Source organism: Cupriavidus sp. SK-3 (assembly GCF_000611145.1).
Taxonomy (GTDB): Bacteria; Pseudomonadota; Gammaproteobacteria; order Burkholderiales; family Burkholderiaceae; genus Cupriavidus.
The window spans coordinates 40,594-66,458 of sequence record NZ_JFJV02000185.1; the positions used below are offsets into that span (position 1 = coordinate 40,594).

General features: G+C 64.0%; 22 protein-coding genes. 8 read left to right on the forward strand and 14 right to left on the reverse strand.

Going from position 1 to position 25,865, the window contains the following annotated elements; genetic code table 11:
* Nucleotides 1-106: 106 nt before the first annotated feature.
* The 7 genes from CF70_RS17745 to CF70_RS17775 form a co-directional block, all read right to left on the reverse strand.
* Complete coding sequence (locus CF70_RS17745) at nt 107-823, reverse strand: ABC transporter ATP-binding protein (protein WP_035867340.1); 717 nt, start codon at nt 821-823, stop codon at nt 107-109.
* Between the two features lie 15 nt (nt 824-838).
* Nucleotides 839-1,615 carry an ABC transporter ATP-binding protein gene (locus tag CF70_RS17750; RefSeq protein WP_035867341.1) on the reverse strand — a complete coding sequence of 259 codons (777 nt, stop codon included), beginning with the start codon at nt 1,613-1,615 and terminating at the stop codon, nt 839-841.
* Between the two features lie 13 nt (nt 1,616-1,628).
* Complete coding sequence (locus CF70_RS17755; protein WP_035867342.1) at nt 1,629-2,789, reverse strand: ABC transporter permease subunit; 1,161 nt, start codon at nt 2,787-2,789, stop codon at nt 1,629-1,631.
* 13 nt (nt 2,790-2,802) lie between these two features.
* A complete protein-coding gene (locus CF70_RS17760) occupies nt 2,803-3,738 on the reverse strand; it encodes a branched-chain amino acid ABC transporter permease (RefSeq protein ID WP_035867343.1) in 936 nt (311 codons plus the stop codon).
* Between the two features lie 208 nt (nt 3,739-3,946).
* Nucleotides 3,947-5,149 carry a branched-chain amino acid ABC transporter substrate-binding protein gene (locus CF70_RS17765; protein ID WP_035867344.1) on the reverse strand — a complete coding sequence of 401 codons (1,203 nt, stop codon included), beginning with the start codon at nt 5,147-5,149 and terminating at the stop codon, nt 3,947-3,949.
* A 765-nt stretch (nt 5,150-5,914) separates the two neighbouring features.
* Nucleotides 5,915-6,877, reverse strand: a complete 963-nt coding sequence (gene ispH / locus CF70_RS17770; protein WP_035867345.1) for a 4-hydroxy-3-methylbut-2-enyl diphosphate reductase — start codon at nt 6,875-6,877, stop codon at nt 5,915-5,917.
* Nucleotides 6,878-6,923: 46 nt separating this feature from the next.
* Nucleotides 6,924-7,415 carry an FKBP-type peptidyl-prolyl cis-trans isomerase gene (locus CF70_RS17775; protein ID WP_035867346.1) on the reverse strand — a complete coding sequence of 164 codons (492 nt, stop codon included), beginning with the start codon at nt 7,413-7,415 and terminating at the stop codon, nt 6,924-6,926.
* Between the two features lie 90 nt (nt 7,416-7,505).
* Between CF70_RS17775 and radC the strand changes: the two genes are divergently transcribed.
* The 4 genes from radC (at nt 7,506) to nadB (ending at nt 10,581) form a co-directional block, all read left to right on the forward strand.
* Nucleotides 7,506-8,180: a RadC family protein gene (radC, locus tag CF70_RS17780; RefSeq protein ID WP_035867348.1), complete on the forward strand. Its 675-nt coding sequence runs from the start codon at nt 7,506-7,508 to the stop codon at nt 8,178-8,180.
* Nucleotides 8,181-8,368: 188 nt separating this feature from the next.
* Nucleotides 8,369-8,602, forward strand: a complete 234-nt coding sequence (gene rpmB, locus CF70_RS17785; protein WP_035867349.1) for a 50S ribosomal protein L28 — start codon at nt 8,369-8,371, stop codon at nt 8,600-8,602.
* Nucleotides 8,603-8,615: 13 nt separating this feature from the next.
* Complete coding sequence (gene rpmG / locus CF70_RS17790; RefSeq protein WP_006157508.1) at nt 8,616-8,786, forward strand: 50S ribosomal protein L33; 171 nt, start codon at nt 8,616-8,618, stop codon at nt 8,784-8,786.
* Nucleotides 8,787-8,982: 196 nt separating this feature from the next.
* Nucleotides 8,983-10,581, forward strand: coding sequence for an L-aspartate oxidase (gene nadB / locus CF70_RS17795; protein ID WP_035867351.1), 1,599 nt, complete (start codon nt 8,983-8,985; stop codon nt 10,579-10,581).
* A 96-nt stretch (nt 10,582-10,677) separates the two neighbouring features.
* Here nadB and nadC read toward each other — a convergent pair whose 3' ends face one another.
* From nadC to purN, 6 genes are all read right to left on the reverse strand, one after another.
* Nucleotides 10,678-11,577, reverse strand: coding sequence for a carboxylating nicotinate-nucleotide diphosphorylase (gene nadC, locus CF70_RS17800; protein WP_051648625.1), 900 nt, complete (start codon nt 11,575-11,577; stop codon nt 10,678-10,680).
* Nucleotides 11,574-12,725 carry a quinolinate synthase NadA gene (nadA, locus tag CF70_RS17805; protein WP_035867354.1) on the reverse strand — a complete coding sequence of 384 codons (1,152 nt, stop codon included), beginning with the start codon at nt 12,723-12,725 and terminating at the stop codon, nt 11,574-11,576. The genes nadC and nadA overlap by 4 nt, the downstream gene beginning before the upstream one ends.
* A 149-nt stretch (nt 12,726-12,874) precedes the next feature.
* Nucleotides 12,875-14,065 (reverse strand): DesA family fatty acid desaturase, encoded by a 1,191-nt coding sequence (locus CF70_RS17810; protein WP_035867356.1) that lies wholly within the window; start codon nt 14,063-14,065, stop codon nt 12,875-12,877.
* A 394-nt stretch (nt 14,066-14,459) separates the two neighbouring features.
* Nucleotides 14,460-15,863 carry a mechanosensitive ion channel family protein gene (locus CF70_RS17815; protein WP_081862227.1) on the reverse strand — a complete coding sequence of 468 codons (1,404 nt, stop codon included), beginning with the start codon at nt 15,861-15,863 and terminating at the stop codon, nt 14,460-14,462.
* A gap of 217 nt (nt 15,864-16,080) precedes the next feature.
* Nucleotides 16,081-17,481, reverse strand: a complete 1,401-nt coding sequence (locus CF70_RS17820; RefSeq protein WP_035867358.1) for an RsmB/NOP family class I SAM-dependent RNA methyltransferase — start codon at nt 17,479-17,481, stop codon at nt 16,081-16,083.
* Nucleotides 17,478-18,134, reverse strand: a complete 657-nt coding sequence (gene purN / locus CF70_RS17825; RefSeq protein ID WP_035867360.1) for a phosphoribosylglycinamide formyltransferase — start codon at nt 18,132-18,134, stop codon at nt 17,478-17,480. The genes CF70_RS17820 and purN overlap by 4 nt, the downstream gene beginning before the upstream one ends.
* A gap of 241 nt (nt 18,135-18,375) precedes the next feature.
* Between purN and CF70_RS17830 the strand changes: the two genes are divergently transcribed.
* On the forward strand, nt 18,376-19,035 hold the full coding sequence (locus tag CF70_RS17830) for a response regulator (RefSeq protein WP_035867362.1): 660 nt from the start codon (nt 18,376-18,378) through the stop codon (nt 19,033-19,035).
* Nucleotides 19,036-19,117: 82 nt separating this feature from the next.
* On the opposite strand, the gene CF70_RS17835 is transcribed toward CF70_RS17830, so the two are convergent.
* Nucleotides 19,118-20,947 carry a hybrid sensor histidine kinase/response regulator gene (locus CF70_RS17835; protein WP_200876765.1) on the reverse strand — a complete coding sequence of 610 codons (1,830 nt, stop codon included), beginning with the start codon at nt 20,945-20,947 and terminating at the stop codon, nt 19,118-19,120.
* Nucleotides 20,948-21,095: 148 nt separating this feature from the next.
* Between CF70_RS17835 and CF70_RS17840 the strand changes: the two genes are divergently transcribed.
* The 3 genes from CF70_RS17840 to lspA all read left to right on the forward strand — a co-directional run bounded on the left by CF70_RS17840 (nt 21,096) and on the right by lspA (nt 25,657).
* Nucleotides 21,096-22,103, forward strand: a complete 1,008-nt coding sequence (locus CF70_RS17840; protein WP_035867367.1) for a bifunctional riboflavin kinase/FAD synthetase — start codon at nt 21,096-21,098, stop codon at nt 22,101-22,103.
* 144 nt (nt 22,104-22,247) lie between these two features.
* Nucleotides 22,248-25,127 carry an isoleucine--tRNA ligase gene (gene ileS / locus CF70_RS17845; RefSeq protein ID WP_035867369.1) on the forward strand — a complete coding sequence of 960 codons (2,880 nt, stop codon included), beginning with the start codon at nt 22,248-22,250 and terminating at the stop codon, nt 25,125-25,127.
* Nucleotides 25,127-25,657 (forward strand): signal peptidase II, encoded by a 531-nt coding sequence (gene lspA, locus CF70_RS17850; RefSeq protein ID WP_035867371.1) that lies wholly within the window; start codon nt 25,127-25,129, stop codon nt 25,655-25,657. The genes ileS and lspA overlap by 1 nt, the downstream gene beginning before the upstream one ends.
* The last annotated feature ends 208 nt before the right edge of the window (nt 25,658-25,865 follow it).

Below are 25,865 nucleotides of genomic sequence, written 5' to 3' on the forward strand. Positions count from 1 at the left end.
ATCTGAAGCCCGGCCCATCGCCGGGTCACCGGGTCAACGTAAAGAAAAAGGCCCCGCAAACAGTTGCGGGGCCTTTCTTGCAAACACGCGGGTTAAACGGGCAACATCACTCGCCCAGATACGCCGCGCGCACCTTCGGATCGTCCAGCATCTCCTTGGCGTCGCCGCTCATGGTGACCAGGCCGGATTCCATCACATAGCCGCGGTGCGCGGCCTGCAGCGCCAGCCGCGCATTCTGCTCCACCAGCAGCACGGTCACGCCCAGCGCGGAGACGTCGCGCACCACCTCGAAGATCTTCGCCACCATGATCGGCGACAGCCCCATCGACGGCTCATCGAGCAGCAGCAGCTTGGGCTGGCTCATCAGCGCGCGCGCCATGGCCAGCATTTGCTGTTCGCCGCCCGACATGGTGCCCGCCAGCTGGTTGGCACGCTCTTTCAGGCGCGGGAAGACGCCGAACATGCGGTCGATGTCGGACTTGATGCCGGCCTCGTCCGTGCGCGTGTACGCGCCCATCTGCAGGTTCTCGGTGATGGTCATGCGCGCGAACACGCCGCGCCCTTCCGGCACCATCGCCAGCCCTTGCTTGAGCAGCGTGTAGCTGGGCACGCCCTTGATGGACTTGCCCATGTATTCCACATCGCCGCCAGCCCAGCCCTGCAGCCCGGTGATGGCCTTCATGGTGGTGGTTTTGCCGGCGCCGTTGGCGCCGATCAGCGTGACCAGTTCGCCTTCCCGGATCTCGAGGTCGATGCCCTTGACCGCCTGGATGCCGCCGTAAGCGACCTTCAGGCCGGATATCTTCAGTAGCGTTTGTTTCATTGTCTGTTTCCCCCGTCAGTGCGCCGGGGTACCGAGGTAAGCCTCGATCACCGCTGGATTGCTCTGAACTTCGTGCGGCAGGCCCTGCGCGATGACCTTGCCGTAGTCGAGCACGGTCAGGCGGTTGCACAAGCCCATCACCAGCTTTACGTCGTGCTCGATCAGCAGGATGGTCTTGCCGTCGGCGCGGATCTTGTCGAGCAGGCCACGCAGTTCCACTTTTTCGGTTGCGTTCATGCCGGCGGCGGGTTCATCCAGCGCCAGCAGCTTGGGCTCGGTGGCGAGCGCCCGCGCGATTTCCAGGCGGCGCTGATGGCCGTAGGAAAGGTTGCGCGAGGTGAAGTGGGCGTACTTGCCGATGCCGACATACTCCAGCAGGTCGTGCGCCCAGTCTTCCACCGACTCTTCTTCGCGCCGCACCGAGGGCGGACGGAATACCGCGCCGAGCAGGCCCGCCTTGGTGCGCACATGGCGCCCCACCATCACGTTCTCCAGCGCGGTCATCTCGCCGAACAGGCGGATGTTCTGGAAGGTGCGGGCAATGCCCGCCTTGGCGACTTCGTGTACGGCGGTGGGCTGGTAGCGCTTTCCGCCCAGCACGAACTCGCCGGAATCCGGCGTGTACAGGCCGGTGATCACGTTGAAGAAGGTGGTCTTGCCGGCCCCGTTGGGACCGATCAGGCCGTAGATTTCGCCCGGATTGATCTGCAGGCCCACGTCGGACAAAGCCTGCAGTCCGCCGAATCGCTTGTTGACCCCCTGTACGGACAGGAGGAAATTCTCGTTGCTCATGATGTCCTCCGGGTCAGAAACGGCCAACGCTGCCCGGGCGGCGGATCACCGGCCGGTCTTCCTTGCGCGGCGACGGCCACAGGCCTGCCGGGCGATACAGCATCACGCCAACCAGGGCCAGCCCGAACAGCAACTGGCGCAGCACTTCGGCGTCGACGATGGTATGGCCGAAGAGCATGTTCTGCGCCGGCTCCGCCACGGCGCGCAGCAGTTCCTGGAAACCCACCAGCAAGATACCGCCGAGGATCACGCCGGGGATGTGGCCCATGCCACCCAGCACCACGATGGCGAGGATGTAGATGGACTCCCACAGCACGAACGACTCAGGCGACACAAAACCCTGGAAAGCGCCGAACACCGCGCCCGACGCGCCGCCAAACGACGCGCCCATGGCGAAGGCCAGCAGCTTGATGTTGCGGGTGTTGATGCCCATCGCCTTGGCGGCGATCTCGTCTTCGCGGATGGCCACGAAGGCTCGGCCGATGCGCGAATTCTGCAGGCGCAGGCAGATGAACACGATGGCGATCACCAGCACCACCAGCAGGTAGTAGTACATGAACACCGGCGTGAACTTCAGCCCGAATATCTCGTGCGACTTGGAGAAATCGAAGCCGAAGATGTGAACCGGATCCACCGCCGTGATCCCCTTCGGGCCGTTGGTGATGTTGAGCGGGCGGTCAAGGTTGTTCAGGAAGATGCGGATGATCTCGCCGAAGCCCAGGGTCACGATGGCGAGGTAGTCGCCGCGCAGCTTGAGCGTTGGCGCGCCAAGCAGCACACCGAAGGTTGCCGCCACCAGCACGGCCAACGGCAGCACGAACCACATGGAAAGGTGCAGGCCATTCGGGAAAAGCTGGTGGATCCACTCAAACTGGTTGGCCAGGTGGGGCGAGCCCAGCAAGGCCATCAGGTACGCCCCTACGGCATAGAAAGCGATGTAGCCAAGGTCGAGCAGGCCGGCAAAGCCCACCACGATGTTCAGGCCGAGCGCCAGCATGATGTAGATCAGCGCGAAATCGAGCACGCGCACCCAGTAGTTGCCGCCCAGCGTCTGCACGAGGAACGGCGCGCACAGGGCGATCACCAGGAAGGCCATCAGGGCGGCCATGGTCTTGGCCGGGGTCTTGGTTAGCGGCGCTGCCGGCGCCGCCGGGGATGGAATCGGGGTATTCATGGATTCTCTCTCCTCAGGCGCGTTCGGAAACCCGCTCGCCCATGATGCCGGACGGACGGAACACAAGGACGATGATCAGCACGATGAAGGCGAACACATCCTGGTAGTTGGAGCCAAATACGCCACCAGTGAGATCGCCGATATAGCCGGCGCCCAGCGCTTCGATCAGGCCCAGCAGCATGCCGCCGACCATGGCGCCCGCCAGGTTGCCGATGCCGCCCAGCACTGCGGCGGTGAACGCCTTCAGGCCGGGGATGAAGCCCATGTAGAAGTGCGCGTTGCCGTAGTTGGTCGCCATCATCACGCCGGCCAGCGCTGCCAGCGCGGCACCGATCATGAAGGTGGCCGAGATCACGAAGTTCGGGTTCACGCCCATCAGCCCCGCCACCTTCTGGTTCTCGGCGGTGGCGCGCATCGCGCGGCCGAGCTTGGTGCGGTTGACGAGAGTCAGCAGGCCCGCCATCACCATCAGCGCCATGCCGATGATGACGATTTCCTTGCCCGTGATGGTCGCGCCGGTGGCACCGATATCGATCGGATCCGAGGGCAGCAGTTGCGGGAAGGTAAGTGGGTTACGCGACCAGATCATCATCGCCACGGTCTGCAGGATGATGGAAACGCCAATGGCGGTGATCAGCGGGGCCAGCCGTGGCGCGTTGCGCAACGGCCGGTAGGCCACCCGCTCGATGGTGTACGCCAGCACGGCGCAGACCGGCATGGCGATCAGTGTCGCGATCACCAGCGTGAGCCATTCGGGTAGCCCGGGGGCAAATTTCTGCAATCCCAGGATTGCTGTCAAAGCGGTCAGTGCGCCGATCATCAGGACGTCGCCGTGGGCGAAGTTGATGATCCCGAGAATGCCGTAGACCATGGTGTAGCCGAGTGCGATCAGCGCATAGATGCTGCCGAGCACCAGACCGTTCACGATCTGCTGGATAAGGATATCCATGAAAACTCCTTGCTTCCGTCCAATTTCCCTCGACATGGTGTGGATGCCGGGGGGACGTTGATATGTGGGTGGCTTGGTAGTGCGGTTGTTTGCTGGTAAGCGGCCTGCCTACTCCACCCATGGTAAGGATGCTGCATGTAAGGCAAGGCTAAAAAAACGGCACCGCAACATACTCGCGGTGCCGTTCGGATGGGCCGGTAAGCCCGGACTACATCTTCACGACGTCAAGGACGGTCTTCTTCTTGTCCTTGTACTCGTACAGCGTGATGGTGCCCTCCTTCATGTCGCCCTTTTCATCGAAGGCGATGGTGCCGATCAGGCCCTTGTAGTTCGTCTTGGGCATCTCGGCCAGGATGGCCGCCGGTTCGGTCGAGTTGGCGCGCTTCATGGCGTCGACGATGACCATCACGGCGTCATAGGTGAACGGTGCATAGATCTGCACCGGCGCATTGAAGCGAGCCTGGTAGCGCTTGTCGAAATCCGCGCCCTGCTCCATCTTCGACAGTGCCAGGCCAGCTTCCGAGCAGATGATGTTTTGCACGGCATCGCCGGCCAGTTCGGCCACCTTGTCGGTACATACGCCATCGCCGCCAACGATCTTGGAGGTGATGCCGAGTTCCTTGGCCTGCTTGGCGAACGGGCCGCCGGTGGCGTCCATGCCGCCGTACATGATCACATCAGGCTTCTTGCCCTTGATCTTGGTCAGAATGGCCTTGAAGTCGGTGGCCTTGTCGTTGGTGGCTTCACGCGCCACCACGTTCACGCCGGAAGCCTTGGCGGTCTTCTCGAACTCGTCGGCCAGGCCCTTGCCGTAGGCAGTGGCATCGTCAACGATGGCCACGCTCTTGGCGTGCAGGCTCTTGGTGGCGTAGTTGGCCAGCGCCGGACCCTGCTGGGCATCGGTGGCGACCACGCGGAAGGTCGTCTTGAACCCTTGCTTGGTGTAGTCGGGGTTGGTCGACGACGGCGAGATCTGCACGATGCCGGCATCGCTATAGATCTTGGAGGCCGGGATCGATACGCCCGAATTCAGGTGACCGACCACGGCCACGACCTTCGCGTCCACCAGCTTCTGCGCCACGGCGGTGCCGGTCTTCGGGTCGCCCGCGTCGTCTTCGCCGACCAGTTCGAGCTTGACCTTCTTGCCGTTGACTTCCAGGCCTGCCTTATTGACTTCTTCCACGGCCAGGCGAGCGCCGTTTTCGTTGTCCTTGCCAAGGTGAGCGATACCGCCGGTGAGCGGTGCCGCGTGACCGATCTTGACTACAACTTCGCCGCCACCGGCTGCGGGCGCTGCCGCGGCAGGCGCCGACGCTGCCGGCTCGGCCGGCTTTTCTTCTTTCTTGCCGCAAGCAGTAACCAGCGCCACTGCGGCTGCGATCGGCAGAATCTTGGCAAACGTGATTTGCATGAGTGATCTCCTAGGATTCACATGATCAGGGTAAACCAACGCCCCCCGGACGTTTCCCCTGAACCGCCATAGTTTAGTTTCAATTTGAAACGCGCGAATTGTATTCCCTTTTTATACGGATGCAATATGCGACGCAACAACCTGAAGGATTAACCCACCAAATGAGCTAGGGAATTTCCCCAATGCACAAATTGGGGCAATTCCCGCCTACATGGAGGCTAGCCGTTGATACTAACAAGATTCGTGCCTACCGTAGGCCAGAGGCCACATTTGCAGCGTTTGCGTCACTCACTCAGGCGCCGTATTAAATAGGTGTTCCATTTAATATGAACCACCTCATTCATATACAACGAGCGAGTACGCCGGCACCATAATAGGGAAATCCCCAATTACAGGGATTTCCCTTGGTTGTCTTTTATTGCAGACAGGTAGAAGGGCCGCGGCGGCAGGTATGTGCATTATCCAAGGAATACCGGGCTATATATCGATGCGATATATTGGTGCAACCGTGGCAATGGAGTGGTGCGAAGCAGGCGGCAACCAGTTGCACCAGCCTGGACTGGATTGCGACGGGCATGCCTGCGCGCGGACGGGCGTGGACGGGAAAGAGGGAAGCAAGGCGAGCGCCAGCCGCAGCGGACACGCTGCGGCCCCGGCCAGGGGCCGGCACGGGGATGATGCACCAATCTGGAAAGGAGGGGCCGCGCCAGCCGGTGCCGGCAGCGCCGTGAGACAGCCGCCGGCCGCTACGGAATCAGCAGCGAATCAGGCGGGAGTGACTTGCTGCAAGCCCCGCGGCAGGGGGAACGACATCTTCTCTTCGATGCCATCCAGCGCACGCACGTTGCGCACTCCCAGCAGGCGCAGGCGCTCGACGATGGACTGCGCCAGCGCCTCCGGTGCGGACGCGCCGGCTGTCAGCCCGATGCGGCGCTTGCCCGCAACCCACTCCGCACGCAGCTGATCCGGCGAATCGATCATGTAGGCCGGCACACCGAGGCGTTCGGCGAGCTCGCGCAAGCGGTTGGAGTTCGAACTGTTGGGACTGCCCACCACGATCACCACCTCCACCTGCGGCGCCATGAACTTGACGGCATCCTGGCGGTTCTGGGTGGCGTAGCAGATGTCCTGCTTCTTGGGCTCGCGGATCAGCGGGAAGCGCGCCTTGAGCGCAGCGACGATCTCCAGCGTCTCGTCGACCGAGAGCGTGGTCTGGGTCACGAAGGCGAGCCGCCCGGCGTCGGCCACCTGCAGCTTCGCCACATCTTCGGCGGACTCGACCAGCAGCATGCCGCCTTCGGCCTGCCCCATGGTGCCCTCGACTTCGGGATGGCCCTTGTGGCCGATCATGATGATCTCGCAGCCCTCGGCGCGCATCTTGCCGACTTCCACATGCACCTTGGTCACCAGCGGACAGGTGGCATCGAAGACGTTGAGGCCGCGCACCGTGGCGTCGGCACGCACTTCCTTTGATACGCCATGCGCACTGAAGATCACTGTGGAGCCCGGGGGCACCTCCTCCAGTTCCTGCACGAAGACAGCGCCCTTGCGGCGCAGGTCTTCCACCACGTAGGCGTTGTGCACGATTTCGTGACGCACATAGATAGGCGCGCCGTAGCGTTCAAGGGCGCGCTCGACGATCTCGATGGCACGATCCACACCGGCGCAAAAGCCGCGCGGCTGCGCCATCAGGATCTCGGCATCGGTGGCTGTGGTGAGCTCAGACATGCAAGGATTCGATTCAAGGATGCCGGCGGTTGCCGGCCGGTGGTGCTTAGAGAATGCCGATCAGCTGGACATCGAACAGGATGGTCTGCCCGGCCAGCGGGTGGTTGAAATCGAACAGCGCCGACGTCGCCCCGATCTCCTTGAGCACACCGGCGTACTTTCCGCCTCCCGGCGCGTTGAACTCAACCAGGTCGCCCGGGGCGTAGTCTTCTTCGAACGAGCTGTTCTCACGCAGCGTCGCCAGCGAAACCCGTTGCAGCAGCTCAGGGTTGCGCGGACCGAAGGCGTGCTCCGCCGCCAGCCGGTAAGTCATGCGCTCGCCCTCCGGCATGCCCAGCAGGGCCTGCTCCAGGGTGGGCGCGAACTGGCCCTGCCCCAGCAGCAACGTGGCGGGCTTCTCCTCGAAGGTACTGATGATCTCAGTGCCATTCTCGAGGGAGATGCTGTAGTGAAGGGTCAGGAAGGAATCCGCCTGCACGGTCTTCCGACCGTCCGCGGCGCCGTCCTTCGGACCGGAAGCAATAGTTTGCAAATTCATGAGTGCTCAACCTGTCGACAACCCGTATTGTAAGCGACTCGACCGAGCGCCGCCTTGTCCGCGGTGCCATTGTTCCGGGGGGATCGTGTCATGCGTATTACCGACTGGCCCAGCAACGAGCGGCCACGCGAGAAGCTTCTCTTTAGCGGCGCCGCAGCGCTCTCGGATGCCGAGCTGCTCGCCGTATTCCTGCGCGTGGGGGTCGCTGGAAAAAGTGCAGTGGACCTGGCATGCGAGCTGCTTAACCATTTCGGCTCCCTGAGCAGCCTGCTTTCCGCCGGCGCCGGGCAACTGGCCAGCATCAAGGGCATCGGCAGCGCCAAGTACGCGCAACTGCAGGCGGCGCAGGAACTCACCCGGCGCGCGCTGGCTGAGCAACTGCAGTTGCCCGACGCGCTGAACTCACCCACGGCTGTGCGCGACTACCTGCGCCTGACGCTGGCGAGGCTTCCCCATGAAGTCTTTCACTGCCTGTTTCTCGACGCACGCAACGGGCTCCTGGCCAGCGAAGAACTATTTCGCGGGACCCTGACCCAGACCAGCGTCTACCCGCGAGAAGTTGCACGAAAGGCACTTTCACACAACGCCGCGGCTGTGATCGTCGCCCACAACCACCCGTCGGGCAACGCCACGCCCAGCCCGGCCGATCTAGCCATGACCCGCGCGCTGTGCCGCTCCCTCGCCTTGATCGACGTACAGGTACTCGACCATTTCGTCGTGGCGGGCAGCAGCATTCACTCCTTCTCCGAGCACGGCCAGTTGTGACGCGACATGTGACGCCAACCGCATGAATGCACACCCCTGCACGGTAAACTAAGGTAGGCATTGATTCACCATCGCTTTCCGGTCTATAATGCTCGTTTGCTGAAGTCTCAACCGCTGCAGTCCGGGCCAGCGCGCCTTTTGTTGATCTGTTGCGAACATTGTCCACGTAGAAGAGTTAGGAGTGCTTCATGGCACGCGTCTGTCAAGTGACCGGGAAAGCGCCGATGGTCGGCAACAACGTTTCCCACGCAAACAACAAGACCAAGCGCCGTTTTCTGCCCAACCTGCAGAATCGTCGTTTCTTTGTTGAATCGGAAAACCGCTGGGTGAGCCTGCGCGTCTCGAACGCCGGCCTGCGCCTGATCGACAAGAAAGGCATCGACTCCGTGCTCGTAGATCTGCGCGCACGCGGCGAAGTCTAATTAGGAGCACATCATGGCCAGCAAAGGCGGACGCGATAAAATCAAGTTGGAGTCGACTGCAGGTACGGGTCACTTCTACACGACCACCAAGAACAAGCGCACGATGCCGGAAAAGATGGAGATCATGAAGTTCGATCCCGTCGCCCGCAAGCACGTGTCGTACAAGGAAACCAAGATCAAGTAATTGATCCTGTCTTCCACATGCCGATCGCGCGGCATGTTAGTAGAAACCCCGCTCAGGCGGGGTTTTTGCTTTTTATGCGGCGCGAAAGCCGCATCACAGGCGCGACTCCGCAGCGCCGCCCACGCAAGCGCGCCGCCGGTGTACACTTTCCAGCTTTCCTGCCTCCCGACCGCGCCACGCGCGCGTCTCTCGCATCATGAACTTCGATGTCGCCATTGTCGGCAGCGGACTGGCCGGTCTGACGGTCGCGCTGCAACTGGCCGACACCCATCGGGTTGTCATCATCTGCAAACGCGCCATGACGACGGGCGCCAGCGACTGGGCACAGGGCGGCATCGCCGCGGTGCTGGACTCGGGCGACAGCCATGACGAGCACCATCAGGACACCCTGGTGGCCGGCGCGGGCCTGTGCGATGACAGCGCAACGCGTTATATCGTCGAGCACGGGCGCGAAGCAATCCAGTGGCTGATCGACCGCGGCGTGCCGTTCACGCGCGACGACCAGGCCGAACTGGGCTACCACCTGACGCGGGAAGGCGGACACAGCCGGCGGCGCATCATCCACGCCGCGGACGCGACCGGCCACGCCGTCGTGTCCACTCTCACCGAGCAGGCACGCCAGCACCCCAACATCACGATCATCGAAGACCACTTCGCGGTGGACCTGATCACCTCGCGCAAGCTCGGCCTGCCGGGCAATCGCTGCTATGGCCTTTACGTACTGAACGACGCCAGCGGCGAGGTGCAGACCATCACCGCGACGCACACCGTGCTGGCCACGGGTGGCGCGGGCAAGGTCTACCTCTACACCACCAACCCCGACACGGCCACCGGCGACGGCATCGCCATGGCCTGGCGCGCGGGTTGCCGGGTATCGAACATGGAATTCATCCAGTTCCACCCGACCTGCCTGTACCACCCGTACGCCAAGTCCTTCCTGATTTCGGAGGCAGTGCGCGGCGAAGGGGGCCTGCTCAAGCTGCCCGACGGCACGCGCTTCATGCCCGAGCACGACGAGCGCGCCGAGTTGGCTCCGCGCGACGTGGTGGCGCGCGCGATCGACTTCGAAATGAAGAAGCGCGGGCTGGATTACGTGCACCTCGACATCAGCCACCAGCCCGAATCCTTCCTGCGCGAGCACTTCCCGACAATCCATGCACGTTGCCTGGAGCTGGGCATCGACATTGCGCGCGAACCGATCCCTGTGGTGCCGGCTGCGCACTACACCTGTGGCGGCGTAGTGACCGACACGGCGGGCCGCACCGACCTGGCCAATCTCTATGCCGTCGGCGAGACCGGTTGCACCGGATTGCACGGCGCCAACCGCCTGGCCTCCAACTCACTGCTCGAGTGCATGGTGATCGGGCGCGCGGCGGCACTCGACATTGCCGGCCAGGACAAGGCTGGTCAACCGGACATCACCCTGCCCGGCTGGGATGAAAGCCGGGTGGCGGATGCCGACGAGGAAGTGGTTGTATCGCACAACTGGGACGAGCTGCGCCGCATGATGTGGAATTACGTCGGCATCGTGCGCACCAGCAAGCGGCTCGAGCGCGCGCAACACCGTATCAGCCTGCTGCGCGAGGAAATAGCCGAATACTATGCCAACTTCCGCGTGACGCGCGACCTGCTGGAATTGCGCAACCTGGTGGAAGTCGCCTCATTGATCGTCGATAGCGCCTATTCGCGCCACGAAAGCCGTGGTTTGCACTTTAGCCGCGACTATCCGGAGACCTTGCCAAAAGCGCTGCCGACCGTGATGCAGCCGTTGTTCAAGCGCGAGCGGGCGAAGTAGCGTTCCTCGCTTTCCATCACGCAAAGAAAAAGCGCGCCTCACAGCGCGCTTTTTCTTTCCGGATAGCCAATTTACCGATGTGTCTCAAACGCCAGATTACTCGATGATGCGCAATGAATAGTCCGTGGCGCGCACATCCTTGGTCAGCGCACCCACCGAGATCCGGTCGACACCGGTCTCCGCGAAGGCGCGAATGGTATCCGCATTGACGCCACCCGAGACTTCCAGCAACGCGCGCCCGGCATTGATACGCACGGCATCGCACATCATCGCCTCGGTAAAATTGTCGATCAGGATCGATTTCGCATCGGCCGCCAACGCCTCCTCCAACTCCGCCAGGCTTTCCACCTCCACCTGCACCGACACGCCCGCATCGAGTGCGGCTGCTGCCTGCATGGCCGCGGTAATGCTGCCTGCCGCGGCGATGTGGTTCTCCTTGATCAGGATGCCGTCGTACAGCGCCAGACGCTGGTTGTCACCGCCACCGACCTTGACCGCGTACTTCTGTGCCAGGCGCAGGCCGGGCAGCGTCTTGCGGGTATCCAGCACGCGCGCGCGCGTCCCCTCGACCAGATCGGCATAACGGCGCGTAGCGGTAGCCACGCCGGACAGCAACTGCAGGAAGTTCAGCGCTGGCCGCTCCGCGGTCAGCAGCGAGCGGGCCGGTCCCGTGATCTCGCACACCACCGAGTCCGGTGCCATGCGGGCGCCTTCGGCTTGCTGCCAGCGAACCTGCAGTGCGGGATCCACCGCGCGCATGCAGGCCTCGAACCACGGCTGACCGCATAGCACGGCTTGCTCGCGCACGATCACGCGAGCCCGTGCGGACTTGGCTGCGGGCACCAGCAAACCGGTCAGGTCGCCGCTGCCGACATCCTCGGCGATGGCCGCGCGTACATTGGCTTTCAGGGCCTCGGCCAGCGCCGCGCCGTAGCTGTCGAAAACTGGATTGACGTTTGCGTTCACGTTTGCGTTCACGTTTGCATTACCGCTCATGCCGGACCGATTCCTTTGAACAAAGCCTGCTCGCTGGCCAAATCGGCCTTGGGCCGCACATTGGCCTTCTGCCGCGCGGCGAAATCGAGCATGCGGTCGATGCAGATCACAGCCTGGCGGCCGATGGCGGCATCAACATGAATTTCGTTATGGCCGCGCTCAAGCACCTCAGCCAGGTTGGTCAGTGCATTCATCGCCATCCACGGGCAGTGCGCGCAACTCTTGCAGGTCGCACTGTTCCCGGCGGTGGGCGCCTCGATGAAATGCTTGTCGGGTGCGGCCAGCCGCATCTTGTGCAGGATGCCGTTGTCGGTCGCAACGATGAATTCGCGGGCATCCAGTTCCTGGACCGCCGCGATCAGTTGCGACGTCGAGCCAACCACATCGGCCTGCTCCACCACATTGGCCGGTGACTCCGGATGCACGAGGATCTTGGCCTTGGGGAACTCGCGGCGCAGCAGATCCAGCTCGATGCCCTTGAACTCGTCGTGCACCAGGCATGAGCCCTGCCACAACAGCATGTCCGCGCCGGTCTGCTTCTGGATATAGCCGCCCAGGTGCTTGTCCGGTGCCCACAGGATCTTCTCGCCACGTGCGTGCAGGTGCTCGACGATCTTCAGGCCGATGCTGGAGGTCACCATCCAGTCCGCGCGTGCCTTCACGGCCGCGCTGGTATTGGCATAGACCACCACCGTACGGTCGGGATGCGCATCGCAGAACGCGGCGAACTCGTCGGCCGGGCAGCCCAGGTCGAGCGAGCACGTCGCGTCAAGGTCCGGCATCAGGATGGTCTTTTCCGGACTGAGGATCTTGGCGGTCTCGCCCATGAAGCGAACGCCAGCCACCACCAGCGTCTTGGCCGGGTGGTCGCGGCCGAAGCGCGCCATTTCCAGCGAATCCGACACGCAGCCGCCGGTTTCTTCCGCCAGGTCCTGCAGGTCCGAATCGACGTAATAGTGCGCTACCAGCACCGCATTGCGCTGCTTGAGCAAATCCTTGATGCGCTCCTTCAGCGCCGTGCGCTCCTGTGCCGACAGCACCGGGGGCACCTTGGCCCAGGCATGGGCGACACAGCTGCCGCCATCGGGGGACTCCGTCGACAGGTTCGGTTTCTCGAACTCGACGGTCTTTATCGTTTGGGGGGTCATCTCCGATACTCCTCTGGGGCCGCGCGCCTGGATTTCGCTGCCAGCCCTTACATTGGGGGAGTTTAGCGAAAACAAAAGCCCCGCCAGGGGCGGGGCTTTCGGGCGAGCTAAATTGTATCAGGCCACGCCGGGTCAGGCATCAAGCCGCATCAGGCATAGCGGCGCAGGCGCAGCGAGAAATCGTGCAGCGCCTCGATGCCGCTGGCCTCGGCGCGATGGCACCAGGCCTGCAACTGCTGAAGCAGCTGTTCGCGCGTCAGGTTGGAGCGGCCCCAGATCGCGGCCAGTTCGCGGCGCATCTCCACAAAGGTGTGCAGCGACTTGTTCTGCTCGACGATGCTGGCCAGTTGCTGGCGTTGCGGATCGGCCAGCTTGGTTTCCTCGCGGTGGAACCACTTGCGGGCGGGCTTGAAGCTGCTGTACTCGGCCACGCGGGCTTCCTTCAGCTTTTCCAGTTCCTGCTTGTAGGCGCTCTTGACCGCCTTGGCATAGCGGGCCATCACGTCATAGCGGTTGGCGATGATGGCTTCCAGCGTGTTGTGGTCGACCGGGCGAGCCTCCACCAGGCGTGCCTTCGGCGGGGTCTTCTTGACCTTGGCAAGGCCAACGGCCTGCATGGCGCGGATATAGCCCCAGCCGATATCGAACTCATACCACTTGATCGAGAACTTCGCCGACGTCGGGTAGGTGTGGTGGTTGTTATGCAGCTCTTCGCCGCCGATGATGATGCCCCACGGCGAAACATTGGTCGAAGCGTCCTCGCAATCGTAATTGCGATAACCCCACCAGTGGCCCAGGCCATTGATGATGCCGGCGGCGTGAATCGGGATCCACAACATCTGCACCGCCCACACGGTCATGCCGATCACGCCGAACAAGGCGAGGTCGATGATCAGCATCAGGCCAACGCCCTGCCAGCCGAAGCGCGAGTAGACATTGCGCTCGACCCAGTCGTCAGGCGTGCCGTGGCCGAACTTGGTGATGGTTTCCCTGTTCTTGGACTCGGCGCGATACAGCTCCGCGCCTTCCAGCAGCACCTTGCGGATGCCGCGAGTCTGCGGGCTGTGGGGATCGTCTTCGGTCTCGCACTTGGCGTGGTGCTTGCGGTGGATGGCGGTCCACTCCTTGGTGACCATGCCGGTGGTCAGCCACAGCCAGCCACGGAAGAAATGCGAAACGATAGGGTGCAGGTCCAGCGACCGGTGCGCCATGCAGCGGTGCAGGTATATCGTGACGCCCGCGATGGTGATGTGAGTCACCACCAGCGTGTAGATCACGATTTCCCACCAGGACCAGTTGGCGAGGCCGTTGGCGGCCCAGTCAAGAATAGTGTCGAACAAACTGTTCTCCGTCGATTAAACAGGGGTATTCAGTGCGGCACGACATGGCGGGCCACAAACAATGTGCAGAAAAAGGACTGCAAATTCAATGATTGCGTCATATGGTGCCTGCCTGAAACCCCGGCAATCGCCGGAGCCCCCAGGCATGCGCGTCTGGCGCCTTGGGCAACTGCTGCCTGCCGGCGGGACTGGACACGAGCCGCTGCAATCTGGCGGCTGTCTGGTGGGGGCGGGAGGTCGATAAACTCACCCGGACAAGATCCGATTCCGGATGAACCCGCAACTACCCTGGATTCTACCGCACCCGGATCGAGCGGACATCCGCTTTTACCCCCATTTTGACGTTAAGCAACATGGATCGTTCCACAAGGTGGCCCAAGCGCCTCGCGAAAAGTCAGGCCCTGCTGCCCGCAGTGCCATCCGCCCGAACAATTAGCGCTTCTTGATCCACGTCACCAGCCTCACTTCGCCCGTGGGCGTCCGCCCCGCCCAGCACCCGCACTTCCCGCTGCGGATACGGTATCGAGATGCCATGTTCCCGGAATTTCCGCCATATGGCCCGGTTCAGCGCCGATTGCACGCCGAGTTTCCCGTTCTGGGGATCGGCAATGTAGCCAGCAAGCTCGTATTCGATGCCATTGTCTCCGAACAGCACCAGAAACGCCGACGGCGCGGGCTCAACCAATAAGCGCGGGATGCCTTGGGCCGCCTCGACCAGCAATGCCAGCACTTTCTCGGGATCGGCCGCGTAATCGGCCTGTACACGCGTTGCAACGCGCACATTGGTATTGGAGAACGAGTGGTTCTGCACGGCCTGCGCCACCAGTTGCTCGTTAGGCACCAGGGTTTCGCCATCGCCATTGCGGACCACTGTGTAGCGCGTGCGAATCTGCGAGACGATGCCGGTGTACTTGTCCACAGTGATCTGGTCGCCCAGCTTGACCGAGTGGTCGAGCAGGATGATGAAGCCAGAAATGTAGTTGCTGGCGATCTTTTGCAAGCCCAGGCCCAGACCCACACCCAGCGCGCCGCCGAATACGGACAGTACCGTGAGATCGATGCCCACCAGCGACAAGCTCAGCAAGAGCGAGACCAGCAGCAGCAAAGCCTTGGAAAGCCGGGTCAGAACCACTTTCAGGTTGCTGTCCAGCCCGCTCGAGCGCATCAGGCGCTCTTCCAGCCACGAACCAAACCACATGGCCACCAACACCGTGAGCAAGATCCATATGGCTGCCACCAGGGTATCGGCCAGGCTGATCTTCTGCTTCCCGCCGAGCGAAAAGCGGACGGATTCCATCCAGTTCACCACATCAGACAGCAATCCCAGCACATATAGCGCCATTGCCGCCCAGACCAGCGTCGTCAGCACCTTCTCCACCAGCAGCAGCATGCCGTGCAGCTGGCCACTGCCGGACAGCACGCGGCGCAGGATATAGAAGGCGAAATAGAGGAAGGTGATGCCAAACAGCGGCACCAGCGCGAGGCGCAGCACGCTGGTCGACATGACCAGTTCCAGCCCGTAGCGCGCGCCCATCACCAGCAGCCAGCCGAACAGTGGGAACATGGCGCGCTCCAGGCTGGCAGCGGCAAAGCGCAGCGCGAAGCTGGATCCGGCGTAGCCGGCTTCGACTCGCTTGACGACCAGCCTTGCCAGCGGCCATGCCAACGCGAGGCAGGCGGCGAGTACCACCAGTTGCCAGATAAAACCGGGGCCGCCCGCATCGCGGATCAGGTCATCGAGCATCTTGCCAAAGGCCGGATGCGAGGCGTGGAGTTCGTTCAGGGGATTGGGATTCATGCTCAGGAATAACTGGGCGAGGCGAGCCGGGGAGCAATCGAACGGCCCCGGCGATTGCCCGATAACGGGCCGCAAGAGCACAACGAGCAAGGCAACGCAGCGCAAGCAGCGGGCCCGACAAACCGTAGCCGGTCCCGCGCTGGAAAGGCAGCCGGGACAGGGCGGTCCTCGGCGCTGCAGCCGCCAGTCCCGATGCCGGGTCCTGACGGTTCAAACGTTAGCTGACGCGTTCCAGCACCGCGGCGAAGAAGCCATCGGTCTGGTGCAGATGCGGGTAAAGCGCCAGCATCTCGGCATCTTCCGGCAAACCGGGCACCGTGATCTTTTGCTCGGCCAACACCTGTGCGGCAGGGACCAGGCGGAAGGCAGGATGCGCGGCCAGGAAACCGCGCACGATGCCTTCGTTCTCGGCTTCCAGCACGCTGCAGGTCGCATAAACCACCCGGCCGCCCACCTTGACCAGACGCGCCGCGGATTCGAGGATGGCCGCTTGCTTGGCGGTCAGTTCCAGCACCGATTGCGGCGACTGGCGCCATTTCAGGTCCGGGTTGCGCCGCAGCGTACCCAGGCCGCTGCAGGGCGCATCCACCAGCACGCGGTCGATCTTGCCGGCCAGACGCTTGATCTTGGCGTCATGCTCGGAGTCGATCAGTACCGGATGCACGTTCGACAGTCCGCTGCGCGCCAGGCGCGGCTTGAGGTTGGCCAGGCGCTTCTCGGACACATCGAACGCATACAGGCGCCCGGTGGAGCGCATCTGCGCCCCCAGCGCCAGTGTCTTGCCACCGGCACCGGCGCAGAAATCCACCACCATTTCGCCGCGCTTGGGCGCAACCAGGTTGCACAGAAGCTGGCTGCCTTCATCCTGCACTTCGACCAGGCCGTTAACGAACAGCGGCAACTGGTTGAGCGCCGGCTTGCCGGCCAGGCGGATGCCGGCGGGGGCCATCGGCGTCGGCTCGGCCTTCAGGCCAGCGGCGGTCAGCTCGGCCAGCGCGGCTTCCTGGGTGGTCTTGACCAGGTTGGCGCGCAGGTCCAGGGGCGCGGGCCGCAGCCACGCGTCGCCCAGTGCTTCGACAAAGGCTTCGTCGTGGCGGGCGGCCAGCTGGTCGAACAGCCACTCAGGCAGGTTGGCGCGCACGCGCGGCGCCAGGCTGGCACGCTCGATCGTCGTCAGGCGATCAAGCCATTCGCCCTCTTCCGGCAGCAGGAACGGCGTCAGCGCATCCCGGCCCAGCGTGGCGGCCAGGCCGAGCAGGGCCAGGCGGCGCTGCGACGCGCCCGTGCCGCTGGCAGCGAACTGCGAAAACTCGACGCGCCGGCGCAATACGGCAAATACGGCTTCGGCGATGATGCCGCGTTCACGATGGCCAAGCTTGGGGTTTTCGCGGAAGTAGTAGCTCACCACCACGTCGGAGGGGCGCGTGAACATCAGCACCTTGCCCAGCAGGCGGTCGATGTGCTGGATATGAACGGCGTGCAGGCCGCCATGCGGCCCGCGACCCTGCTGCGGAGCATGGCTGTCGCCCGCGTCGCGCGGCCTGGCGGCCTGGCGGATCGGGGTACCCTTGTGCTTGTTGCGAACGGGCTGGCGCGCCCCTGCGGTATTCCGGCTCATGACTGCACCTCCGTAGCGGCAGCAAAGGCCGTAAATAACTGGGATTCGGGTGGTTCGACCCGGACTGCGCCGGCGTGCACGCGCAGCCGGTCTTCGACAAACCAGCGCACCGCGCGCGGGTAGATCACGTGTTCGCTTGGCAACAGGCGCGTGGCCAGGCTTTCGGGCGTATCGTCCGGCAGCACGTCGAGCGCGGCCTGGACGATGACGGGGCCGTGATCGAGTTCCGGCGTGACGAAATGCACGCTGGCGCCGTGGACCTTGACACCCGCCTCGATGGCCTGCCGGTGCGTATGCAGTCCCGGAAAGCATGGCAGCAGCGAGGGGTGGATATTCAGCATGCGCCCGGCGTACTTGTCGACAAAGTCCGGCGTCAGGATGCGCATGAAGCCGGCCAGCACCACCAGATCCGGTGCGAATGCGTCGATGGCCTTGGCCAGCGCCGCGTCAAAAGTGGCGCGATCGGCATATTTCGTGTGATCCACCACACCGGTGGCCACGCCGTGCTCAGCGGCAAATTTCAGGCCTTCGGCGTCCGGCCTGTTCGACAGGACCGCCGCTACGCGCGCTGGCCAGCCTTCGGCGGCACAGGCGCTGACGATGGCTTCCATATTGGAGCCTCGCCCGGAAATCAGGATAACGATATTTTTCATCGCGCAATTCTACCAAGCCGGTGGCCGTACACGGCTAAAGCGAGCGCATTAGGCGCTTAAAACACGTGAAACCCTCATCGCAGCGCCGTTTCGCATGACCTATACGCAACGTAGGTACCCCTTCGACGGATTGTGACGCCTCGCCCGCTCTGCTAGAGTGGCTGCTATCGTCCACGCGCAGACCGTTAGCTCGGCTTTAAGTGACAACAAGGACGAACTGGGAAATTAGACGGGAAATCGCATGTCGAACGCTGCACCGACCTTGTTGGTGGTCGATGATCATCCTATGGCCTTGTCCGGCACTACCGCCTTCCTGGCGGAGGTGATGCCGGACGTCGCCGTCCATGCCGCCGGTAGCGCCAAGGAGGCGCTCAGTGCCTTGCAGCAAGGACTCAGGCCTGACATTGTGCTGCTGGATATCTGGCTGACGGACGGTACCGGCTTCGACGCCATGCAGGCGCTCAAGACGCTGGTCCCTTCCGCCCGCTTTATTTTCATGTCGGCCGAGGCCACACCCGAGATCGTAGGCCGCGCGCGCGCGCTAGCCGCCTGCGGGTTCGTCGGCAAGCATCTAGATGCCAACGCATTCACAGCCGCCGTGCGCAAGGTGCTGGCAGGCGACACATCCTTTCCCTCCGACGAAGCGCTCAATGGCCGTGCCCAGTCCTTCGGACCGGCGCACGGCATTCCGGTCACGCCGGCGGAACTGGGACTGACCCCGCGCCAAGGCTCGGTGCTGGCGCTGGTACTGGAAGGGCTGCCCAACAAGGTCATCGCTCGGCGCCTCGGCCTGACGGAGAACACCGTCAAGGAACATGTCTCGGCGATCCTGCAGCGCCTCGGCGTACGCACCCGGATGCAGGTCATGTCGCGCATGGAGCGCTTCCGCCTGCGCCAGTAGCAGGCACCGCCGGCGCCAGCCACCAATTGAAGACTCCGCAATGGGCCGGCGCGTTTGCGCCGGCCCATTTCCATGGTGCCTGTCAGGCCGCGTGCAGCCAGCGCCGGAGCAGCAGCCGCAACGCTGCCGGGTCGACGGGCTTGGGCAACACAAAGTAGCCAGCCTCCTCGGCCGCTGCCAGCGCGGCGGATTTCAGGTCGCCCGACAATAGGGCGCTACGTGCCTGCGGCTGTGTGTTCTGCCAGCGCTCCAGCAAGTCCAGGCCGTTCTCGCTGCCGGGCAGGCGCAAGTCGCAGAAGATGATGTCCGGCTTGAGCCCCTGGTGAAACAGCCGGTCCGCATCCGCGCCATGCGCCGCGCAGGCAACCTGGATGCCCCAGGCTTCCATCAGTGCAATCCACGCCTTGCGGATCTGGGTGTCGTCGTCGACCACCAGCACAGTGCCGCGCAAGTGATCGGGCTTGGCATCCTCGGCCAGCGCCGTAGCCCGCACGGCACGGATGGTGGCCACGGTCTCGGCCGCGACCGGCGCCAGCGAGAACCAGAATACCGAACCCCTTCCGGGCACCGAACGCACGCCGTAGGTGCCGCGCATCAGGCGCACGCATTCCTTGAAGATCGCCAGCCCGAGTCCCAGCCCCTGGGACGGATCGCGCTGCGGGTTATGCACCTGGTAATACGGCGAGAAGATGTCCGGCAGGTGCTCGGGCGTGATCCCGGCCCCGGTGTCCCAGACTTCCACGCGGATATGCTTGCGGCGCTCCCGAGCCGTTACCAGCACGCCGCCGCGCCGCGTATAACGCAGGGCGTTCTGCACGAGATTGAACAAGGCGCGGCGCAACAGCACCGGCTCGGCCATCGCGTACAGCTCTTCGGGCACGCGCGGGGTCAGGCTCAGGCCGCTCTCTCGCGCGTCGGCGGCGAACTGGCTCATCACTTCGCTGATCAGGTGACTGAGTTCGCACGGCTCCAGCGTCGGCAGCACCTTCCGCCCTTCGAGCTTGGACAGGTCCAGCAGCGAGCGGAACAGCAGGTCGATGGTCTGGGTGCCGGCGGCCACCTGCTCCACCAGCGGATGGAGCGAGGAGGACTTGTTGCGGGCGCGCAGCGCCTCCACCAGCATCACCAGCGCGTGCACCGGCTGGCGCAGGTCGTGGCTGGCGGCGGCCAGGAAGCGCGATTTCTCCTCGCTGGCATGCAGCGCCCTCTCCTTTTCTTCCTGGAACTGCTTGGCCAGCCGCCGGCTCTCGCTTTCCAGCTGGATGGCCCGCACCAGCGTGCGCTGCAGATTCAGGGCGTGGCGCGTCAGCATGATGGCGTAGACCACCAGCAGCAATTGCACGTAGGTGCCATGACCGGGAAATGCGTACTCGGCCAGCAGGATATTGGGCACCAGGATCGGTACGCCGGCATAGACCAGGTTGGACGGAACCGGAGACTGCGCGGTAACGCCGCCCGCCAGCACCCCGAGCGCCAGCAGGTACAGCACGCTGGAGAACACCGTGGAGCCGGAATACAGATGCAGCAGCGCCGAGCTGCCCCAGGTCAGCCCGGTCAGGAAGGCCATCGCGCGCATATTGGCCCACCATTTGCGCGTGTGCGCCGAGCGGCTCATGGTGGTGCCATCGCGCAGGTAGCCAAAATAGAACCAGCTGGTGGCGGCGGTCAGCACCAGCATGACGCCGCACCAGCCGATCAGGGCGCTGTGGTCGGCGGCAGACCAGAAGGCGATCGCGGTCAGCGCCGGGAGCACCAGCGAGGCGACGATGGCGGTAGGGGAGACGCGATGGATGGTCGCCAGCAGCTTGGCCCGCGTTTCGGTATCGAGCGGAGGCCCTGGCGGCGGCAGGATTCGGTTAAGCAGCGCGTTCAAGGGAGGGCTGGGGGCAGCGAGTGCGATCCGCCGTATCATGCCGTCTTTTGTGGCATGGCGCCACGCCAAAGAGTCTATCCGTGCACAAAAACGCCAACCTCGGCGCCCACCGTGGTGCGGCCAGGCCAAACTTGTCCCTCATTCGCCTTATAATGCTCGCTTTACCCAAACGCTTGCTGCCGTCCTCGTGAAAGTCTTCCGTGGCCTGCCCAATGCCGAGAGCCGGGCGCCCTGCGCCCTCACCATCGGCAATTTCGACGGTGTGCACCGCGGCCACCAGTCGCTGCTTGCGCGCGCGCGCGCGGCGGCGGACGCACGCGGCCTGCCGCTGTGTGTGATGACGTTCGAGCCGCATCCGCGTGAATTCTTCACGCCTGACAAGGCCCCCACGCGCATCGCGCTGCTGCGCGACAAGCTCGAAAGCCTGCGCCGCAACGGCGTCGATCGCGTGGTCGTCGAGCATTTCAACGCGCATTTCGCCGCGCAATCTCCCCAGGCCTTCGTCGAGAACGTGCTCTGGCACGGCCTGCACACGCGCTGGCTGCTGGTCGGCGACGACTTCCGCTTCGGCGCCAGGCGCGCGGGCGATTTTGCCTACCTGCAGCAGGCCGGGCGCCAGTTCGGCTTCGACGTGGAGCAGATGGGCTCGGTGTCCGAAGGCGGCGTGCGCATCTCCAGCTCCGCGGTACGGCAGGCACTGACCGAGGGCGACCTCGAACACGCGCGCCGTCTGCTCGGCCACGGCTATGCCATCAGCGGCCATGTGGTCCATGGCCGCAAGCTCGGGCGCGACCTGGGCTTTCCCACCATCAACCTGCGCATCTCGCACAAGCGGCCGGCTGTCAACGGCATCTTCGTGGTACAGGTGCACGGGCTGGCCGAGCACGCGTTGCCGGGCGTGGCCAGCATCGGCGTGCGGCCGACCATCGAGGATGCCGGCCGGGTGCTGCTGGAAGTCCACCTGTTCGACTTCAATCAAAGCATCTACGGCAAGCTGGTGCGGGTCGAATTCATGAAAAAGCTCCGCGATGAAGCCCGCTTCGACAGCCTGGATGAACTGACCGCGGCCATTGCCAAGGACAGCGCGGACGCCCGCGCCTTCTTCGGCCTGACCGTGCCGGGCTCGCCCGAGGGCACGCCCCCGGCTGCGGGCGGCCGCGACTTCGCCACCTCCGCCACCGACCGAATTAGCTAGCGCCCCGTTCCCGCGAGGCGGGACCCGGGTCGCTACCCCACCCGAACCAGCCCGCGGCTCCGCCGCAGCCCGTCCACGCCATACCGCGCGCCGCGCCCAGCCGAGCTAGTGCCGCGCGCCAACCGAATTGCCCCGAGAATCGACATGTCCAACGACAAACGCGCCAAGCCCGAAAAAAGCAAGTATCCGGTCAACCTGCTGGAAACGCCCTTCCCGATGCGCGGCGACCTGCCCAAGCGCGAGCCGCTGTGGGTCAAGCAATGGCAGGACAAGCAGCTCTACAAGAAGATCCGGGCAGCTCGCAAGGGCGCCAAGAAGTTCATCCTGCATGACGGCCCCCCGTACGCCAACGGCGACATCCATATCGGGCACGCAGTCAACAAGATCCTCAAGGACATGATCGTCAAGGCGCGCGGCCTGAGCGGCCTGGACGCCGTCTATGTGCCGGGCTGGGACTGCCATGGCATGCCGATCGAGATCCAGATCGAAAAGCAGTTCGGCAAAGGCCTGCCGGTGCAGGAGGTGCAATCGCGCGCCCGCGCCTACGCCACCGAACAGATCGCCCGCCAGAAGCTGGACTTCGAGCGCCTGGGCGTGCTGGGCGACTGGGAACATCCCTACATGACCATGAACTACAGCAACGAAGCCGACGAGCTGCGCGCGCTGGGCAAGATCATGGAGAAGGGCTATGTGTTCCGCGGCCTGAAGCCGGTGAACTGGTGCTTCGACTGCGGCTCGGCGCTGGCCGAGGCCGAGGTCGAGTACAAGGACAAGACCGATCTCTCCATCGACGTGGGCTTCCCCTTCGCGGACACCGACAAGCTGGCCCACGCCTTCAAGGTGCCGCTGGAGCAACTCGCCGCCAAACCCGGCTGGATCGTGATCTGGACCACCACGCCGTGGACCATCCCGTCCAACCAGGCGCTGAATGTGCACCCGGAAGTCGAATACGCGCTGGTCGACACCGTGCGCGGCTTCCTGCTGCTGGCCACCGAGCGCGTTGAGGAACAGCTCAAGGTCTACGAACTGGAAGGCAAGGTGCTGGCCACCACCACCGGCGCGGCGCTGTCGGAGATCCGCTTCCACCATCCGCTGTCCAAGATGGACGCGGGCTATGACCGCCTGTCGCCGGTCTACCTGGGCGACTATGTCACCACCGATACCGGCACCGGCATCGTGCACTCGGCGCCGGCCTACGGCGTGGAGGATTTCCAGTCGTGCAAGGCGCACGGCATGCGCGACCACGACATCATCAGCCCGGTGATGGGCGATGGCGTCTATGCCAGCACGCTGCCGCTGTTCGGCGGCCAGAAGATCTGGGACGCCAATCCCAAGATCGTCGAAGTGCTGAAGGCATCGGGCAACCTGTTCAACTCGCACAAGTACACCCACAGCTATATGCACTGCTGGCGTCACAAGACGCCGATCATCTACCGCGCCACCTCGCAATGGTTCGCGGGCATGGACGTTGACCCTGTCGACAACGGCGCCACCTTGCGCGAAACCGCGCTGGCCGGCATCGAGGCGACGGAGTTCTACCCGGCCTGGGGCAAGCAGCGCCTGCATAACATGATCGCCAACCGGCCCGACTGGACCCTGTCGCGCCAGCGCCAGTGGGGCGTGCCGATGGCCTTCTTCCTGCACAAGGAAACCGGCGCGCTGCACCCGCGCACGCCGGAGCTGCTTGAGGAAATCGCCAGGCGCGTGGAACTGCACGGCATCGAAGCCTGGCAGGCGCTCGATCCCAAGGAACTGCTCGGCGAGGAAGCTGCGCTGTATGAAAAGAACCGCGACACGCTCGACGTCTGGTTCGACTCCGGCACCACGCACTGGAGCGTGATCCGCGGCTCGCACCGTGAAGACCTGTACGACCCGTCGGCCGACCTGCCCGACGGCCGCCTGGCGGATCTGTACCTGGAAGGCTCGGACCAGCACCGCGGCTGGTTCCATTCGTCGCTGCTGACCGCTTCGATGCTGTATGGCAAGCCGCCCTACAAGGCGCTGCTGACGCACGGCTTCACGGTGGACGGCGAAGGCCGCAAGATGTCCAAGTCGGTCGGCAATACCGTGTCGCCGCAGGACGTGTCGAACAAGATGGGCGCCGAGATCATCCGCCTGTGGGTGGCCTCGACCGACTATTCGGGCGAGCTGTCGATCTCCGACGAAATCCTGAAGCGCGTGGTGGAAGGCTATCGCCGCATCCGCAATACGCTGCGCTTCCTGCTGGCCAACCTGGCCGACTACGATCACGCGCAGCACGCGCTGCCGGCATCGGAGTGGCTGGAGATCGACCGCTATGCGGTCGCGCTGACGGGGCGCCTGCAAAAGGAAGTCCTGTCGCACTACGACGGCTACGAGTTCCATCCGGTGGTCGCCAAGCTGCAGACGTTCTGCTCGGAAGACCTCGGCGGCTTCTACCTCGACGTGCTGAAGGACCGGCTCTACACGACAGCGCCCAACTCCAAGGAGCGCCGCGCCGCGCAGAATGCCGTGTACCACATCACCCAGGCCATGCTGCACTGGATGGCGCCGTTCCTGTCCTTTACCGCGGAAGAAGCGTGGCAGATCTTCCGCCATGGCACCGGGCACACCGACACCATCTTCACCAGCACCTACTACGACGTGCCGGAGATCGACCAGGCCGACGACCTGCTGCAGAAGTGGCACGTGATCCGCGAAGCCCGCGCCGAAGTCACCAAGCAACTGGAAGCGGTGCGCGTTGACGGCGAGATCGGCTCCTCGCTCCAGGCCGAAGTCACCATCCAGGCCGGCGGCCCGGTGCTGGCCGCGCTGCAGAGCCTGGAGGACGACCTGCGCTTCGTGCTGCTGACCTCCGCCGCCAAGGTAGCGCCGGCGCCGGAAGGCGGCGACCTGCTGGTCACGGTGACGCCGTCGGTGCACGCCAAGTGCGAGCGCTGCTGGCACTACCGTGCCGATGTTGGCCGCGATCCGGCCCACCCCACCCTCTGCGGCCGCTGCGACAGCAACCTGTTCGGCGCCGGTGAACACAGGAGCCATGCCTGATGGCCACCACCACCACGCGCTCCGCGCGCGGCACCAAGCGCGCCAGCAGCAAGGGCAGCAACACCACCCCGCTGCTGTGGATGGCGTTCGCCCTGCTGGTGATCGTGCTGGACCAGTTCTTCAAGATCGTTATCGTCAGGACCTTCGCCTACGGCGAATCGCGCCCCGTGACCAGCTTCTTCAACCTGGTGCTGGTCTATAACAAGGGCGCCGCCTTCAGCTTCCTGGCCGACGCCGGCGGCTGGCAACGCTGGTTCTTTACCGGCCTGGGCGTGGTGGTGGGCCTGTTCATCATCTGGATGCTGTACCGCCATACCGGGCAGCGTTTGTTCTGCTTCGCCATCTCGCTGATCCTCGGCGGCGCCATTGGCAATGTGCTGGACCGGGTGGTGTACGGCCATGTCGTCGACTTCCTCGACTTCCACATGCGCAACTACCACTGGCCCGCGTTCAACGTGGCCGACTGCGCCATCACGGTGGGTGCGGTGCTGCTGATCGTGGACGAGTTGCGGCGGGTCCGGAAGCACTGAAGCAGCAGTCACCTGCACCGCGCTCCCGGGTGCAAAACGTTCCAACTGCGCCCGCGTCATGCGGGCGTTTTCCATGGTGCTGCCGAATTCGCGTGATGGCGACGCGCGAGGCACGGCGGCAGCGCCGCCAACGCGCGCGCGGGCAAGCCGGTATTATTGATGTTTCTCCGGCGCGGGGGGTAGCAAACGCTGCCACCTGCCGCGGCAC